Source organism: Sphingomonas sp., from assembly GCF_017304635.1.
Lineage (GTDB): Bacteria > Pseudomonadota > Alphaproteobacteria > Sphingomonadales > Sphingomonadaceae > Sphingomonas.
Map to the genome: position 1 here is coordinate 1348243 of NZ_JAFKMA010000001.1, position 15618 is coordinate 1363860.

General features: G+C 68.8%; 15 protein-coding genes. 8 read left to right on the plus strand and 7 right to left on the minus strand.

What is annotated here, in order from left to right; translation table 11 throughout:
• The first annotated feature begins 65 nt into the window (after positions 1–65).
• The 4 genes from J0I47_RS06690 (at position 66) to J0I47_RS06705 (ending at position 3969) form a co-directional block, all read left to right on the plus strand.
• A complete protein-coding gene (locus tag J0I47_RS06690) occupies positions 66–1412 on the plus strand; it encodes a M48 family metalloprotease (protein WP_294045739.1) in 1347 nt (448 codons plus the stop codon).
• The gene (locus J0I47_RS06695) at positions 1409–2128 is read left to right on the plus strand and encodes a DsbA family protein (protein WP_294045740.1); all 720 of its coding nucleotides are present in this window, start codon (positions 1409–1411) and stop codon (positions 2126–2128) included. Before J0I47_RS06690 ends, J0I47_RS06695 begins: the two co-directional genes overlap by 4 nt.
• Positions 2129–2263: 135 nt before the next feature.
• Positions 2264–3211 (plus strand): ABC transporter ATP-binding protein, encoded by a 948-nt coding sequence (locus J0I47_RS06700; protein ID WP_294045741.1) that lies wholly within the window; start codon positions 2264–2266, stop codon positions 3209–3211.
• Positions 3208–3969: an ABC transporter permease gene (locus J0I47_RS06705; protein ID WP_294045742.1), complete on the plus strand. Its 762-nt coding sequence runs from the start codon at positions 3208–3210 to the stop codon at positions 3967–3969. The genes J0I47_RS06700 and J0I47_RS06705 overlap by 4 nt, the downstream gene beginning before the upstream one ends.
• A 96-nt stretch (positions 3970–4065) precedes the next feature.
• Here J0I47_RS06705 and J0I47_RS06710 read toward each other — a convergent pair whose 3' ends face one another.
• The 6 genes from J0I47_RS06710 to J0I47_RS06735 all read right to left on the minus strand — a co-directional run bounded on the left by J0I47_RS06710 (position 4066) and on the right by J0I47_RS06735 (position 9823).
• Positions 4066–5508 carry a CocE/NonD family hydrolase gene (locus J0I47_RS06710; protein ID WP_294045743.1) on the minus strand — a complete coding sequence of 481 codons (1443 nt, stop codon included), beginning with the start codon at positions 5506–5508 and terminating at the stop codon, positions 4066–4068.
• Positions 5505–5987, minus strand: coding sequence for a CocE/NonD family hydrolase (locus J0I47_RS06715; RefSeq protein ID WP_294045744.1), 483 nt, complete (start codon positions 5985–5987; stop codon positions 5505–5507). The genes J0I47_RS06710 and J0I47_RS06715 overlap by 4 nt, the downstream gene beginning before the upstream one ends.
• Before the next feature lie 264 nt (positions 5988–6251).
• Entirely contained in the window at positions 6252–7232 is a 981-nt protein-coding gene (glpX, locus tag J0I47_RS06720) for a class II fructose-bisphosphatase (RefSeq protein ID WP_294045745.1), read from the minus strand.
• 185 nt (positions 7233–7417) lie between these two features.
• Positions 7418–8218: a glutaminyl-peptide cyclotransferase gene (locus J0I47_RS06725; protein WP_294045746.1), complete on the minus strand. Its 801-nt coding sequence runs from the start codon at positions 8216–8218 to the stop codon at positions 7418–7420.
• Between the two features lie 118 nt (positions 8219–8336).
• The gene (gene dapD / locus J0I47_RS06730; protein WP_294045747.1) at positions 8337–9161 is read right to left on the minus strand and encodes a 2,3,4,5-tetrahydropyridine-2,6-dicarboxylate N-succinyltransferase; all 825 of its coding nucleotides are present in this window, start codon (positions 9159–9161) and stop codon (positions 8337–8339) included.
• Positions 9158–9823 (minus strand): pyrimidine 5'-nucleotidase, encoded by a 666-nt coding sequence (locus J0I47_RS06735; RefSeq protein WP_294045748.1) that lies wholly within the window; start codon positions 9821–9823, stop codon positions 9158–9160. The genes dapD and J0I47_RS06735 overlap by 4 nt, the downstream gene beginning before the upstream one ends.
• 367 nt (positions 9824–10190) lie before the next feature.
• On the opposite strand from J0I47_RS06735, the gene J0I47_RS06740 reads away from it, so the two are divergent.
• The 3 genes from J0I47_RS06740 (at position 10191) to J0I47_RS06750 (ending at position 14341) form a co-directional block, all read left to right on the plus strand.
• Complete coding sequence (locus tag J0I47_RS06740) at positions 10191–12563, plus strand: S8 family peptidase (RefSeq protein ID WP_294045749.1); 2373 nt, start codon at positions 10191–10193, stop codon at positions 12561–12563.
• A 180-nt stretch (positions 12564–12743) separates the two neighbouring features.
• Positions 12744–13754 carry an LLM class flavin-dependent oxidoreductase gene (locus J0I47_RS06745; protein WP_294045750.1) on the plus strand — a complete coding sequence of 337 codons (1011 nt, stop codon included), beginning with the start codon at positions 12744–12746 and terminating at the stop codon, positions 13752–13754.
• A gap of 92 nt (positions 13755–13846) precedes the next feature.
• Entirely contained in the window at positions 13847–14341 is a 495-nt protein-coding gene (locus J0I47_RS06750; protein WP_294045751.1) for a glycine zipper 2TM domain-containing protein, read from the plus strand.
• A 55-nt stretch (positions 14342–14396) separates the two neighbouring features.
• On the opposite strand, the gene J0I47_RS06755 is transcribed toward J0I47_RS06750, so the two are convergent.
• Positions 14397–14618, minus strand: coding sequence for a hypothetical protein (locus tag J0I47_RS06755; RefSeq protein ID WP_294045752.1), 222 nt, complete (start codon positions 14616–14618; stop codon positions 14397–14399).
• A gap of 110 nt (positions 14619–14728) precedes the next feature.
• On the opposite strand from J0I47_RS06755, the gene J0I47_RS06760 reads away from it, so the two are divergent.
• Positions 14729–15502: a hypothetical protein gene (locus J0I47_RS06760; protein WP_294045753.1), complete on the plus strand. Its 774-nt coding sequence runs from the start codon at positions 14729–14731 to the stop codon at positions 15500–15502.
• The last annotated feature ends 116 nt before the right edge of the window (positions 15503–15618 follow it).

Below are 15618 nucleotides of genomic sequence, written 5' to 3' on the forward strand. Positions count from 1 at the left end.
CGGGTTCACGCACCGGCGCGCAGGGAGCGGCACGAGGGCGACGCGGGGGATTCGGGGGTGAAGCCGTGAAGCGGTATTTCGCGATCTTCGCCGCGTTGATCCTGGCCTGGGCGCAACCCGCGCTCGCGCAGTCGATCCTGCGCGATGCCGAGACCGAGGCGCTATTCCGCGACATGTCGCGGCCCATGATCCTCGCCGCCGGCCTGTCCCCGCGCAACGTCCAGGTCGTGCTCATCAACGACGATTCGATCAACGCCTTCGTCGTCGGCGGGCAGACCGTCTATGTCCATTCCGGCCTGATCCAGGCTGCCGACACCGCCAACCAGGTACAGGGCGTGATCGCGCACGAGCTCGGCCATATCGCCGACGGTCACGTCGTGCTCGCCGATGCCGGCTATCGCCCGGCGATGGGCATCTCGCTGCTGAGCCTGGTGCTCGGCATCGCGGCGATGGCGGCGGGTGCGGGCGATGCCGGCGCCGGGATCCTGGCGGCGGGCCAGCAGGCGGCGATGGGCAAGGCGCTGGCCTTCACCCGCGTGCAGGAAGCGACCGCCGATGCGACCGGCGCCAAGTTCCTGCGCGAGGCCGGGATCAGCGGCAAGGGCATGATCGAATTCTTCAAGAAGCTGGCGAACGAGGAATATCGCTACGGCTTGCAGAACATCGATCCGTACGCCCAGACCCACCCGCTGTCGAACGAGCGCGTCAACACGCTGAACGCCGACCTGCGCGCCTCCCCCGCCTGGAACAAGCCGCTCGACCCCGAGCTGGAGGAGCGGTTCAAGCGGGTGAAGGCGAAGCTGGAGGGCTATGTCGCGCCCTATGCGCGCACGCTCGTCGACTATCCGGAAAGCGACCAGTCGATCTACGGTCATTATGCCCGCGCCTATGCGTGGCACAAGGCGGGCTATCCCGACAAGGCCGACGCGGAGACGCGCGCGCTGATCCGCGCTCGCCCCGACGATCCCTATTTCCTGGAAATCCGTGGCCAGATCCTGCTCGAGGCCGGCCATCCGGCCGAGGCGATCGCGCCGCTGAAGGAAGCGAGCGAACTCACCCGCTACGACCCGCTGATCGTGACGACCTATGGCCACGCCCTGATCGCGACCGAGGACAAGGCCAACTATGCCGAGGCCGAGCGCGTGCTGAAGATCGCGGTCAACAAGGACGACGACAATCCGTTCGCCTGGTATCAGCTCGGCACCGTGTACGAACTGCGCGGCAACAATGCCGGCGCGATGCTGGCGACGGCCGAGCGCGCCAGCCTGACCGGCGACACCCGCACCGCCGTGTCGAGCGCGCGCGCGGCGATGGCGCAGCTGCCGGCCAATTCGCCCGACTGGGTGCGCGCGCAGGATATCGTGATGACCGGGCAGAACGAGCTCGACGACAAGAAGCACGACCGCAAATGAACCGCTGGCTGTCGTCCACTGCCGCGCTTCCCGTCGTGGCGATCGTCGCCGCGTTGCTCGGCGCCGCCGTCACCTGGGTCGCGGCGCGTGGCGACGGGTCGCAGGTGCGCGACTATCTGCTCGAACATCCCGAAGTGCTGCCCGAGGCGATGCAGAAGCTGCGCGACCGCGAGACCGGCAAGCTGATCGCCGCCAACCGCGCCGACATCGTCACCCCGGTCGGCGGCGCGTGGGCGGGCAACCCCAACGGCGACGTCACCGTCGTCGAATATCTCGACTATAATTGCGGATACTGCCGCGCCAGCCTGCCGATCGTCGACAAATTGATCGCCGCCGATCCCAAGGTGAAGGTGATCTATCGCGAACTGCCCGTGCTGAGCCCGGAAAGCGACACCGCCGCCCGCTACGCGATCGTCGCCGGGCGGATGGGCAAGTATCAGGCGCTGCACAACGCGCTCTACGCCGGCGGGCCGCTGAGCGAGGCGAGCATGGACGCGGCGCTGGTCAAGGCCGGACTCGACCCGGCGGCGGTCAAGGCGGCGGCCAAGAGCGACGACGTGACGCGCGCGATCCACACCAACCTCGCGATGATGCGCACGCTCGGCATGACCGGCACGCCGAGCTGGGTGATCGGCGACCGCGTTGTCTCCAGCATGATGCCGCTGGAGGACATGCAGGCCGCGATCGCGACGGCGCGCGCGGGGAACGCCAGCTGATCCTCGCGCTCCTGCGAAAGCAGGAGCCTACGTTTCTATCCGTAACGCCTTCGGCTCTGGGTTCCTGCTTTCGCAGGAGCACTGGGGTTGTTACGCACCGGTTCCACCCCCATCTCCCCACCAACAGGGGAAAGCATGACCGAACCGATCCTCAGCGTCCGTGGCGTGTCGAAGACCTATGCCTCGGGCGTCCACGCGCTCCACGCCGTCGACCTCGATATCCGGAAGGGCGAGATCTTCGCGCTGCTCGGCCCCAACGGCGCGGGCAAGACGACGCTGATCTCGATCATCTGCGGCATCGTCACGCCCTCGACGGGTACGATCACCGTCGGCGGCTGCGACGCGATCCGCAATCCCAAGGGCGCGCGGCGGCAGATCGGGCTGGTGCCGCAGGAACTGGCGACCGACATGTTCGAAACGGTCGAGGCGACGTGCCGCTTCAGCCGCGGCCTGTTCGGCCATCCGCAGAAATCGGGGCATATCGACGAGATTCTTCGCGACCTGTCGCTTTACGACAAGCGCAAGGCGAAGATCATGGAACTGTCGGGCGGGATGAAGCGCCGCGTGCTGATCGCCAAGGCGCTGGCGCACGAGCCCGATATCCTGTTCCTCGACGAGCCGACCGCCGGGGTCGACGTGGCGCTGCGCCGCGACATGTGGAAGCTGGTCCACAAGCTGCGCGAGCGCGGCACGACGATCATCCTGACCACGCATTACATCGAGGAGGCCGAGGAGATGGCCGACCGCGTCGGCGTGATCTCGGGCGGCAAGCTGCTGGTGGTCGACGAGAAGGCCGCGCTGATGAAGAAGCTGGGCAAGCGCGAGCTCGACCTGGCGCTCAACGAACCGATGACCGCGATCCCCGCCGGGCTGGAAGAATGGCACCTGGCGCTGGAGAATGACGGCAAGACGCTGCGCTACGTGTTCGACGCGCAGGCCGAGCGGACCGGCATCCCGTCGCTGCTGCGCAAGCTCGGCGAGATGGAGATCGGGTTCAAGGACCTGGAGACGTCGAAGTCGAGCCTGGAGGATATCTTCGTGGATCTGGTGCGGGACGGTGGCCGGCAGGAGCAACCGGCATGAACGTCCACGGCGTCCTGGCGATCTATCGCTTCGAGATGGCGCGCGCTTTGCGGACCCTGTGGCAGAGCCTCGTCACCCCGGTCATCACGACCAGCCTGTATTTCGTCGTGTTCGGCGGCGCGATCGGCAGCCGGATCAACCAGGTCGGCGGGGTCGGCTATGGCAGCTTCATCGTGCCGGGGCTCATCATGCTGTCGCTGCTGACGCAGTCGATCGGCAATGCCTCGGTCGGGATCTACTTTCCGAAATTCACCGGCACGATCTTCGAACTGCTGTCGGCACCGATCAGCGCGATGGAGATGGTGCTGGGCTATGTCGGCGCCGCCGCCGCCAAGTCGGTGATCCTCGGCCTCATCATCCTCGGCACCGCGGCGTGTTTCGTGCCCGTGCCGATCGCGCATCCGGTGGCGATGGTCGCGTTTCTGCTGCTGACCAGCATCGCGTTCAGCCTGTTCGGCTTCATCATCGGCGTCTGGGCGAAGGGGTTCGAGCAATTGAACTTCGTCCCGGCCCTGCTCATCACGCCGCTCACCTTCCTCGGCGGCGCATTCTATTCGATCGACATGCTGCCTCAGCCGTGGCGGACGGTCAGCCTGTTCAACCCGGTCGTGTACCTGGTCAGCGGGTTCCGCTGGAGCTTCTTCGGCAAGGGCGACGTCGATATCGGGATCAGCCTGGCGGCGACGGCCGCCTTCCTGCTGCTGTGCCTCGGCGTGATCGCGTGGATTTTCCGGACGGGGTATCGGCTTAAAAACTAGCGGTGCGGCGAAGCCGCGCCGTCGGTCGATGCTGCGCTCGCCGGCCGTACTCGCCGCCGGGCCGCGAAATAGCGAACGCTATTTCGCTGCGGCGAGCTACATCACCGGCAACGTCACCCGCGACCCCGCGCACACGCGCTGCGTCGCCTTCACATACGCGCTCGCCGGCGCGCGGGCGATGTTGGGGACGAAGCTCTGCGGGTTGCGGTCGATCATCGGGAACCAGCTCGACTGAACCTGCACCATGATGCGGTGGCCGGCCTTGAACACATGGTCGTGGTCGCGCAACGGCACGTCCCAGGCGACCACCTTGCCCGGCACCAGCGCCTGCGGGACGGTGTCGCTGGCGAGGAAGCGCCCACGGCGGACCTCCATCGCGACCGGCAGCTGATAGCCGTTGAGCGTCCGCGCGTAATCGCCGACCTTGCCCGCCGCCGGCACCGTCCTGGTGTCGTAGTCGTACGGCAGCACGTCGATCAGCTTGACCACGAAGTCGCTGTCGGTCCCGCTGGTCGAGGCGAGCAGCGTCGCCGCCAGACTGCCGGTCACGGTCAGATCATGGTCGAGCGGCGCCGATACGTAGCTCAGCACGTCGGGGCGATGATCGACAAAGCGCTGGTCGTCCGACTCCCATGTCCGCCAGTCAGGCGACTGGTACGTGCCGGTCATCGGGCGCTGGCGGAACGGCACCGGGTTGGCGGGATCGCTGACGTAATCGCGGCACCCCTCGCCCTTGGCCGGCGCGGTGAAGGACAGCGAGCCGTCGGCGTGGAGGTAGAGCGCGGTCGCCTTCGCGCCGGCCGGCGGCCACGCCTTGTACGTCTTCCACGTCCACGATCCCGACTGGAACATCTTCGCCCGGAAATCGGGCCGCTCGCCCTGCTGGTGCAGCCAGTAGCGGAAGAACGGCGCCTGGATCTGGTCCTGGAACTCGATCCCGCTCTCGACCGGCAACGGGATCGGGCCGAGCCGGTCGCCCTTTCCCTGCCAGCCGCCATGGTTCCACGGCCCCGCGACGATCTGCGCGAGGTGATCGGGGTCGTTCTTTGCCTGGCGGAAATAGATCTGCCACGACCCCCACGGATCCTCCTGGTCCCAGAATCCGGCGACGTTGAGCGTCGGCACCGTCGTCCGGCCCAGCGCCATCTGCCAGTTCTGGTCGGTATAGAAGGCGTCGTGGTTGGGATGGTCGAGCAGCGCCGAGTACATCGGCACCCGCCCCTTGAAGTAATCGCGGTCGATCGCCGCCGCGTTGCCCTCCTTCAGGAAGAAATCGTAGGTATCGGGGACGGGATAGACGAAATCCTTGTTCTGGGTCTTGTCGAGCTGGAGCGAGGACACCCAGTCGGTCGCATAGCTCAGCCGCAGCGCACCGTTGCGATGGAGATCGTCCGACTGCCAGTAATCGATCCATGCCGCCTGCGGGCTGACCGCCTTCAGCGCCGGATGCGGGTTCGCCAGCGCGACGGCGGCGGCGAAGCCCGGATAGGACACGCCCCACATGCCGACGCGGCCGTTATTGTTGGGCACATGCTTCACCAGCCAGTCGACCGTGTCGTAGGCGTCGGTCGCTTCGTCATGCCGACGCGGCCGTTATTGTTGGGCACATGCTTCACCAGCCAGTCGACCGTGTCGTAGGCGTCGGTCGCTTCGTTCGGCTCGGTCTTCACCCCGGTCGAGAGGGTGAAATTGCCGTCCGACTTGAACCGCCCGCGCATCGACTGGAAGACGAAGATGTAGCCGTCCTTCATCAGGCTGCCGAACCGCCCGGCGCTGGGCGGCGCCCCGGCGGGCACGCCATAGGGGGTGCGCTGGAGCAGGATCGGCAGCGCGTCGCTACGATCGCGCGGGCGCAGGATCACGGTCTGCAACTTCGCCCCGTCGCGCATCGGGATCATGATCTCTTCGTAAGTGAAGGGCGATTGCTCTGCGGCGTTGACGGTCGTCTGCGCGCGAGCGACGAAGGAGAGCGGGACCAGCGCCGCGACCGTCGCCAACAGGACCATGGATTTACGCATCGTCATCCCCTCTACCGTCACCCCGGCCTCGTGCTGGGGGCCACCGCGCCGCGATTCTCGCAGGCCGAGGGTGTGCGGCACGGTGGATGCGGGGACAAGCCCGGCAGGACGATTTGGGGACCGGCCGGCGCCAAACTTGACAAACTTGACGGGGTAGCGGCGCGCGACGTCGCGCCACCCGGTCGTTGGTTCCGGCGATGAGAAACAGCGTGTCGGCGACCAGCCTGACACGCGTTTTCCTACATTGGAAGCGGGCGGCGCGCGTCAGTCCGCGAGATGACCCACGCGATGCTCGCCCTTGACCCAGCGGACGGTGCCCGAGCTCGCGCGCATCACCACCGAGTTGGTCGTCAGCTTGTCGCCGCGCCGCTTCACCCCGTCGAGCAGCGAGCCGCTGGTCACCCCGGTCGCCGCGAAGATGCAGTCGCCCTTGGCCAGTTCCGCCAGGTCGTATTGCTTGTCGAGGTCCTCGATCCCCCATTTGCGCGCGCGTGCGCGCTCGTCGTCGTTGCGGAACAGCAGCCGCCCCTTGAACTGCCCACCGACGCAGCGCAGCGCCGCGCACGCCAGCACGCCCTCCGGCGCGCCGCCCGACCCCATGTAGATGTCGATCGTCGTGTCGGGATTGGTCGTCGCGATCACCCCGGCCACGTCGCCGTCGCCGATCAGCACCACGCCGCAGCCGAGCCCGCGCAGTTCGGCGATCAGCGCTTCGTGGCGCGGACGGTCGAGCACGCAGGCGATGACCTCGTGCGGTTCGACCCCCTTGGCGGCGGCGACCGCCTTCACGTTCTCGGTCGGCGACTTGTCGAGGTCGATCACGTTCGCCGGGTAGCCCGGGCCGACCGCGATCTTGTCCATATAGACGTCGGGCGCGTTGAGCAGGTTGCCCTCTTCGGAGATCGCCAGCACCGCGAGCGCGTTCGGCCCCGCCTTCGCGGTGATCGTCGTGCCCTCCAGCGGATCGAGCGCGATGTCGATCTTGGGCCCCTTGCCCGGCGCCGCGCCGACCTTTTCGCCGATATAGAGCATCGGCGCCTCGTCGCGCTCGCCCTCGCCGATCACGACGGTGCCGTCCATGTAGAGCTCGTTGAGCGCCGCGCGCATCGCCTCGACCGCGGCGGCGTCGGCCGCCTTCTCGTCGCCGCGCCCGATCAGGTGCGACGCCCCGATCGCCGCCGCTTCGGTCACGCGGACCATTTCGAGCACGAGCACGCGGTCGAGTACCTGGCTGGCGGTGGTCATCGTGTCGGCAATCCTCTGCTAATCGATCTGGTTGGCCGCGCGGATAGGCGGCGGACGTTACGAAGTCGAGACCGTGCCTCGACTCCCCCGTCACCCCGGCCTTGTGCCGGGGTCCACTTCTCCACGATGGAAGAGAGTAGTTGTCGCACGGTGGATGCCGGGACGAACCCGGCATGACGTGTTGCTTATTGGCGGGCTGCCTCCTTCGGCGGCTTGATCTGGAACAGATATGGCCAGTCCTTGCCGGTAACGAACAGCCGGCGGTGCTTCGCGTCCCAGGCGATGCCGTTGGCGACGTCGTTGATGTCGGTCGCGCCCGACTGGCGGTGCAGTTCGCTCACGTCGATCCAGCCGACGACGCGGCCGGAGGTCGGGTCGATCCGCGCGATGCGATCGGTCAGCCAGACGTTGGCGAGGATCTCGCCGTCGACATATTCGATCTCGTTGAGGTTGGGCAGCGGCCGTCCGTCATGCGTCACGGTCAGGCGGCGGCGCACCTTGAAGGTGGCAGGATCGATGAAGCGCAGCACGGGGGTGCCATCGGACAGGATGACGTCGCGCCCGTCATTGGTCAGCGCCCAGCCCTCCCCGGTGTAGCGAAAGCTGCCGAGCTGCTTCAATTTGTCCTTCGACCAGCGGAAGCCGATGCCGTTCTTCCACGTGAGGCTCAGGATTTGGTCACCCCACGGCGCGATGCCCTCGCCATAGAGCGGCGGATCGACCGCGACGCTCATCAGTACCTTGCCGGTCTTCAGGTCGACCTTGCGGATGCCCGAGCGGCCGATCGTCCCAGTCGATTCCCACAGCGCGCCGTCCTGGTAGAACAGCCCCTCGGTATAGGCATGCGGGTCGTGCGGGAAGGTCGCGACGACCTCGGCCGGGCGGACGGGTACGCTGGACGGGTCGAGCGCCGGGATTTCCTGCGCGACGGCGGGGCCGGCGAGGAGAAGCGCGAACAATGCGATACGACCCGACCTGAACCTCATCCTGCCTATCCTTTTCTTCGTCATCCCCGCGCAGGCGGGGATCCATCTCCCGCGCTTGCCACACGCTGAACCGACCGGAGATAGCCCCCCGCCTGCGCGAGGGTGACGGTAAAAACCGTCAGTCCCGCAGCAATTCGTTGATGCTGGTCTTCGCCCGCGTCTGCGCGTCGGCGCGCTTGATGATGACCGCGCAGTACAGCGCCGGCTTCCCGTCGCCGCCGCCGATCGAGCCCGGCACGACGACGGCATAGGGCGGCACTTCGCCCAGCACGATCTCGCCGGTCGCGCGATCGACGATCTTGGTCGACTTGCCGAGATAGACGCCCATCGACAGCACCGCGCCCTCGCCGACGCGGACGCCCTCGGCCACTTCCGACCGCGCGCCGATGAAGCAATTGTCGCCGATGATGACCGGATCGGCCTGCAACGGCTCGAGCACGCCGCCGATCCCGGCGCCCCCGGAGATGTGGACGTTGCGCCCGATCTGCGCGCAGCTGCCGACCGTCGCCCAGGTGTCGACCATCGTGCCTTCGCCGACATAGGCGCCGATATTGACGAAGCTGGGCATCAGCACGGCGTTGCGACCGATGAACGCGCCGCTGCGCACGACGGCGCCGGGGACGACGCGGAAGCCTGCGTCGCGAAAACGGTTCTCGCCCCAGCCGGCGAATTTCGACGGCACCTTGTCGAACGCCGGTGCCCCCGCCGCCCCGCCATCGACCACCGCGTTGTCGTTGAGCCGGAACGACAGCAGCACCGCTTTCTTCAGCCATTGGTTGACGCGCCAGCCGCCCGCGCCGTCGGGCTCCGCCACCCGCGCCTCGCCCGCATCGAGCAGCGCCAGCGCCTGGTTCACCGCGTCGCGCACCGCGCCGGTGGTGCCGGGCGAGACGCTCGCGCGGTCCTCCCACGCGGCGTCGATCGTCGCAGCCAGGTCGGTCATGCTTCCTCCATCATCTCGTTCAACCAGTGGGTGACGTCGCGCGTCGTGAAGTCGACGTGCGACCGTTCGGCGTCGGCCGCCTGTTCGCTGCCGTTATCGACCCACAATGTGGTCATGCCGATCGCCTTGGCCGGCGCCAGGTTGCGCGCCATGTCGTCGGCGAACAGCGACACCGCCGGGTCGAGGCCGTAGGCGTCGCACAGGCTGCGATAGGCTTCGGGCTGCGGCTTGGGGCGATAGTCGAGCGCGTGGACGTCGTGGATCGCCTCGAACGCCTCGCCCAGCCCGAGCCGCGCGAGGATCTTCGTCGCATAGGCGGCGTCGGCGTTGGTGAAGACCAGCTTGCGCCCCGGCAATCGCGCGATCGCGGCGGCGAGCGGGGCGTTCGCCTCCAGCACGTCCATCTCGATATCGTGGACGTCCGCCAGGTAATGGTGCGGATCGACGCCATGTTCGGCCATTAGCCCGGCGAGCGTCGTGCCATGATCGTGGAAATAGCGCTTCTGCACCTGATACGCCGCGTCGCGCGTCACTCCCAGCGTCGTCGCGACATAGGCGGTGATGCGGCGATCGACCTGCTCGAACAGCCGTGCCTCGTGCGGGTACAGCGTGTTGTCGAGGTCGAAGATCCAGTTCCGGATCGAGGCCAGCCGCGCGTCCATGCGGCGTGCCCTAGGGGCCAGACCCCGGACTGGCAATGGTCGGAACGGACCCGATTCCGACGCCCCGCGAGGCACGGGAATCGGTGGCCCCGACGGCGTGTGTGGCCGTCGCGCAACGCCCCCGCGCCGATGCTTTACCAGCACCGTTTACCAGTTAACCACTTCTGCGCGTAAACGACTGTGGTTAAAGCATGTTTTCCGTTTCGGCGCGGGAAATCGACGCGAATCTGCGCCGTTGCGCGGTGCCGCCGCGGCCATCTAATCACTGCACAGCCGCCGGGCGATGCCGGAGTCGGGAAATCGGTAACCACGATCCGACCCGAGGGCGACGACGGCGTTAACGAATTCAGGGGTGTGGCGTATGGGGATGCGCGTTCGTTTGTTGCAGTCGGCGGCACTGACCGCCTGCCTCGCCACCGCCGCGTGCGGCAGCAGCGGCGGCGGCGGCGTCAGTTCGACCCCGACCCCGATCGCTGCGCCCGCGCCGACCCCCACCCCGACTCCGGTCGCGACGCCGACCCCGACGCCGACCGTCGCCGCCGTGCCGAGCAGCAACGACACCAGCGAATATCGCTCGACCGTCGGTGCGGTGTCGATGAACGCGCTGACCGCCTATGACCATGGCGCGACCGGCGCCGGGATCAAGGTCGGCGTGGTCGATACCGGGCTCGACATGGCGAGCGACCAGTTCACCGGCCGCGTCGACCCCGCCTCGCGCAACGTCGCCGGCGGCGCCAGCTATGACGATCAGGACGGCCACGGCACCGCCGTCGCCTTCACCATCGCCGGCGTGCGCAACGGATCGGGCACGCAGGGCGTCGCGTTCGGCGCGACGATCATCGCGGCGCGCGCCGACACGCCGGGCAGCTGTGCCGCGGGGGGTGCCTCGGCCAGCGGCGACAGCTGCACCTTCGACGACGCCAACATCGCCGCCGGGGTCGACCTGGCGGTCAGCAACGGCGCGCGGATCGTCAACATCTCGCTCGGCGGCGACGCGCCGTCCTCGGCCCTGCTCGCCGCGCTCAACCGGGCGACGGCGCGCGGCGTCATCATCGTCGTCTCGGCCGGCAACAACGGCAAGGACGCAGTCAAGGGCGCCTCGCCCGACGCGTTCGGCGCCGGCCTCGCCGACAGCCCCTATGCCCGCAACCTCGTGCTGATCGCCGGATCGGTCAGCGCCAACCCGACGCGACTGCCGAGCGGCGACACGATTTCCGACTTCAGCAACCGCGCCGGCACCGGCCCGGCGGCGGACCATTATATTGCCGCGGTCGGCGAGAATGTTCGCGCCCCGTGCAACGATACTGCCGTATGCCTCTGGTCCGGAACGTCTTTCTCCGCACCGCAGATCGCGGGCGCGGCGGCGCTGCTGGCGCAGGCATTCCCCAACCTGACCGGTGCGCAGATCGTCCAGATCCTGCTGACCACGACGCGCGACGCCGGCGCGCCCGGCACAGACAGCGTCTATGGCCGCGGCGTGCTCGATCTGACCCGCGCGTTCCAGCCGGCGGGCGGCATCACGACGACGACCGGCGCGTCGGTCAGCATGGCCGCCAACGGCACGCTGTCGGCGGCGATGGGTGATGCCAAGGTCGGCACGCTCGGCGCGATCATCCTCGACGGCTATGACCGCGCCTTCGCGATGGACCTGGCGCGCACGCTCGCGCGCACCACGCCGCAGCACGATTTGACCGCCGCGCTGACCGGGCGTCAGCAGAACGTCGCGTTCGACCGCGGCGGCACCAGCGTCGCGATGACGATCGCCCCGATCCGCAACGCCGGCCAGAGCGCCGCCGCGCTGACCGCGTTCGGCCTGAGCCGCGCCGATGCCGAGCAGTCGCGCGCCATCGCCGGCAGCGTGATCCAGCGGCTGGGCGACAAGTCGTCCTTCGCGATCGGGTTCGCCGAAAGCGGCCAGGGCCTGACCGCGCGCCTGTCGGGCCAGTCGGCCCCCGCCTTCCTGGTCGCGCGCGAGCCCGGCGCCGGCCTCGGCTTCGACAGCCGTGCGCGCGGTTCGGTCGCGGTGCGCCGCCAGCTCGGCGGCTGGGGCGTGACCGGCGCGGTCGAAAGCGGCGACGTGCTGGTGCGTGGCGACCGCGAGGTGCAGGCGGCGCTGGCCTATCGCTACGACCGCTCGGGTTATCAGCGCGCGGCGGTGACGATCGACCGCCGCTTCGGCGCGCTCGGCCTGTGGCTGGGCGGTAGCCGGCTGGCGGAGCGCGACACGATGCTGGGCGCGCGGCTGGGTGCCGGGCTCGGCAGCCCGCGCGCGACGAGCTGGTTCGTCGATGCGACCGCGCGGCTCGACGCCGGCAGCGGCTGGTCGATCGGCGGGTCGCTCCGCCGCGGCTGGACGATCGCCGACGTCCGTTCCGGCCTGACCGGGGCCGGTTCGCTGCGCAGCGCCGCCTTCTCGGCCGACGTCGCCAAGTCGGGTGTGTTCACGAAGGGCGACGGCCTGTCGCTCCGCATCGCCCAGCCGCTGCGCGTCACCGGCGGCGGGCTGTCGCTGCTGCTGCCGACCGGTTGGAGCTACACCGATGGCCGGGTCAGCGATTACACCGCGCAGTTCCTCAACCTGACCCCCACCGGCCACGAGCTCGACGTCGAGGCGGCCTATGGCATCGCGGTCGGCCGCGGCGCGCTCCAGACCAACCTGTTCTACCGCCGCGACCCCGGCAATTTCGCCAGCATCCCGGCGGATTACGGCATGGCGCTGCGCTACGGATTCAGCTTCTGAACCACTTCTGTTGACGAAATGACCGTCACCCCGGCCTTGTGCCGGAGTCCACTGCGCGGCTTCCGCAACGCCAGAGGATCGAGCGGTGCGCACGCGGCTCGGTGGACCCCGGCACGAGGCCGGGGTGACGGTTGAGCCGGAACAGGTTGCGCCGCGACGCCGCCTCCCCATCTTCCCGCCATGACCACGCTGTCCCTGCTCGATCTCGTCCCCGTCGTCGAAGGCGGCACCGTCGGCCAGGCGCTCGCCAACGCCGCCGACCTGGCCCGGCATGCCGAGGCGAGCGGCTATCATCGCTACTGGACGGCGGAGCATCACGGCATGGCCGGCATCGCCAGCGCGGCGACCGCCGTCGTGCTCGCGCATGTCGGCGCCGCGACCAGCACGATCCGGATCGGCGCGGGCGGGATCATGCTGCCCAACCATGCGCCGCTGGTGATCGCCGAGCAGTTCGGGACGCTCGACGCGCTGTTCCCCGGCCGCGTCGATCTCGGGCTCGGCCGCGCGCCGGGCAGCGACCAGCGAGTCGCGATGGCGATCCGCCGCAACCTGGACAGCGACGCCAACGCCTTCCCGCGCGACGTGATCGAGCTGCAAAGCTATTTCGCGGGGGCCGATGATTTTGGGGGCCAACCCGCCATCCGCGCGACGCCGGGCGCTGGCGCCAAGCCGGAGATGTGGATCCTGGGGTCGAGCCTGTTCGGCGCGCAGCTCGCGGCGATGCTCGGCCTGCCCTACGCCTTCGCCTCGCACTTCGCGCCCGATGCGCTCGACCAGGCGCTGGCCTTCTATCGCCGCGACTTCCGCCCCTCGGCGCAACTCGACCGGCCCTATGCGATGGCCGGGTTCAACGTGTTCGCGGCCGATAGCGACGACGAGGCGGAATGGCTCGCCAGTTCGCAGCAGCAAGCGTTCGTGGCGCTGCGCACCGGCAATCCGCGCCAGTTGCCGCCGCCGGTCGCGGGCTATCGCGACAGCCTGCCGCCGCAGCACGCCGCGATCCTCGACCATGTCCTGCAATGCTCCGCGATCGGCGATCGCGCGACGGTGGCGCGCGGGCTCGCCGCGTTCGTCGAACGCACCGGCGTCGACGAGATCATGGTGACCAGCTCGATCTACGACCATGCCGCCCGCAAGCGCAGCATCGCGATCGCGGCGGAGGCGATGCGGGAGACGGCGGTCGCCGCCTGACGCTCGCCTGAACGCGGGGTAGTTTGCGGTTCACGCAACCAGCCGCGCGCGGCTTCGTTTTGTTTGCATCAGCAATGAGATGGAGAAGAATTATGCGACGGCTCCTGATGGCCGCTCTGGCCGCTGGCGTGACGATCGCGCCGATCGCGGCAACCGCGCAGGACTATCCGCGCGATCACCGCGACGATCGTGACGGAGGGCGTGACTGGCGTAGCGACCGCGACGGCCGGCGCGACTGGCGCGACGATCGCAATCGCGGCGATTGGCAGCGCTGGCGGAACTACGACTATAACCGGTTCGAGCCGGGCCAGCGTTACTATTATGCCGACCGCTATTATCGCGACGGTCGCTATTACCAGCCGCGCCGGCTGTATCGCACCGACCGCATCTATCGCGGGCAGAACGGGCAATATTATTGCCGCCGCTCGGACGGCACCACCGGCCTGATCGTCGGTGGCGCGATCGGCGGCCTGATCGGCAATTCGCTGAGCTATGGCCGGTCGAACACGCTCGGCACGCTGCTCGGCGTCGCCGGCGGCGCGGCGCTCGGCTCGGCGATCGATCGCGGGCAGGTCGTCTGCCGCTGAGGCCGACCACCTCCACACGACGGAAAGGGTCCGGTTCGCCGGGCCCTTTTTCGTGTCAGATGATGCCGCCGCCCAGCGACAGTCGCCCCGCCGCGATCAGCAGCAGGACGATGTTGAAGATCATCCCCGCCTTGTGCCGCGACAGCGCGCCGATCAGCACGCCGACCGCGCCGATCACCAGCGCGAGCCAGTTGATCCAGCCGAGGAACGGCGGCAATCCGACCAGCACGACGACGGTCAGCAGCAGGCCGATGGCGATCGAGACGATATTGAACATGCCGCGCATGTGGGAACGCGCCGCCCGCGCGCAAGTCCCCGGCCCGGCGTAGCCCGATCTTAACCCCTGCCCCGCTACGCCCACCGGCGAACCATCGGAGTTTCGCCAGCGTGGCCTTTCGCCAGACTATCCTCCTCGCGCTCGTGCCGCTCGCGCTGACGGCGTGCGGCGGCAAGCAGCAGGCCGCCGCCGGCAACCTCGATTCGCTCGACGCCGAGCTGGCCGGGAACACCGGCGCCAACGGCAGCGACGTGGCGATGCGCAGCGCCCTGCAGGACCAGATCATGGTCGATCCCGCGCTCGCCGGCCAGGCCAATGCCGACGCGATCCGCCCGCCGCAGCAGCCCTATTCGGGCGCGACCCCGCCCGATTCGGTCGCGGGCACGCGCAACGACGGCACCGTCACCGGCGGGTCCTCCTCCTCGGGCGGCGGCAAGCCGGCACCGGCGGCATCGGGCGCCTGCCCGCAATGCAAGGTGCGCGACGATTCGGTGACGCTCGGCGCGCTCGTCCAGCGCCAGCGCGACCGCCGCACCGCCGATTGCGCCGGCCGGCTGCAATATTCGACCGGCTGGGTCCAGCGCCTGCCGCGCGACCTGCCGCTCTATCCCGACGCGCGGGTCGACGAGGCCGCCGGCGCGACCGCGGGCGGCTGCGCCTTGCGCGTCGTCAGCTTCTCGACCGCCGCGCCGGTGCAGTCGGTGGTCGACTGGTATTACGGTCGCGTAACCGCCGCCGGCTACTCCGCCGAACATCAGGCCGACGGCGCGCAGCACGTGCTCGGCGGCACCCGCGACAAGGACGGCGGCGCCTACGTCATCTACCTGCGCAAGCGGACCGACGGCCGTACCGACGTCGATATCGTCGCCAATAACGGGGTGTAACGCCCCCTCCCGGTTTCCCGCCTTCAGCGCCCAGGCGCGGCCGCCTGCCCGATCACGGACAGCAGCAGGTCGCCTCGCCTGGGCGTTGGACACCGCCGATAGCGGGTTACGGCCCC

What these genes read in the sequence shown, in the direction of transcription:
- J0I47_RS06695 (WP_294045740.1), top strand. Translation starts at nt 1,409, where the DNA reads ATGAACCGCTGGCTGTCGTCCACTGCCGCGCTTCCCGTCGTGGCGATC.
- J0I47_RS06700 (WP_294045741.1), top strand. Translation starts at nt 2,264, where the DNA reads ATGACCGAACCGATCCTCAGCGTCCGTGGCGTGTCGAAGACCTATGCC.
- J0I47_RS06705 (WP_294045742.1), top strand. Translation starts at nt 3,208, where the DNA reads ATGAACGTCCACGGCGTCCTGGCGATCTATCGCTTCGAGATGGCGCGC.
- J0I47_RS06715 (WP_294045744.1), bottom strand. Translation starts at nt 5,987, where the DNA reads ATGCGTAAATCCATGGTCCTGTTGGCGACGGTCGCGGCGCTGGTCCCG.
- glpX (WP_294045745.1), bottom strand. Translation starts at nt 7,232, where the DNA reads ATGACCACCGCCAGCCAGGTACTCGACCGCGTGCTCGTGCTCGAAATG.
- J0I47_RS06725 (WP_294045746.1), bottom strand. Translation starts at nt 8,218, where the DNA reads ATGAGGTTCAGGTCGGGTCGTATCGCATTGTTCGCGCTTCTCCTCGCC.
- dapD (WP_294045747.1), bottom strand. Translation starts at nt 9,161, where the DNA reads ATGACCGACCTGGCTGCGACGATCGACGCCGCGTGGGAGGACCGCGCG.
- J0I47_RS06735 (WP_294045748.1), bottom strand. Translation starts at nt 9,823, where the DNA reads ATGGACGCGCGGCTGGCCTCGATCCGGAACTGGATCTTCGACCTCGAC.
- J0I47_RS06740 (WP_294045749.1), top strand. Translation starts at nt 10,191, where the DNA reads ATGCGCGTTCGTTTGTTGCAGTCGGCGGCACTGACCGCCTGCCTCGCC.
- J0I47_RS06745 (WP_294045750.1), top strand. Translation starts at nt 12,744, where the DNA reads ATGACCACGCTGTCCCTGCTCGATCTCGTCCCCGTCGTCGAAGGCGGC.
- J0I47_RS06750 (WP_294045751.1), top strand. Translation starts at nt 13,847, where the DNA reads ATGCGACGGCTCCTGATGGCCGCTCTGGCCGCTGGCGTGACGATCGCG.
- J0I47_RS06755 (WP_294045752.1), bottom strand. Translation starts at nt 14,618, where the DNA reads ATGTTCAATATCGTCTCGATCGCCATCGGCCTGCTGCTGACCGTCGTC.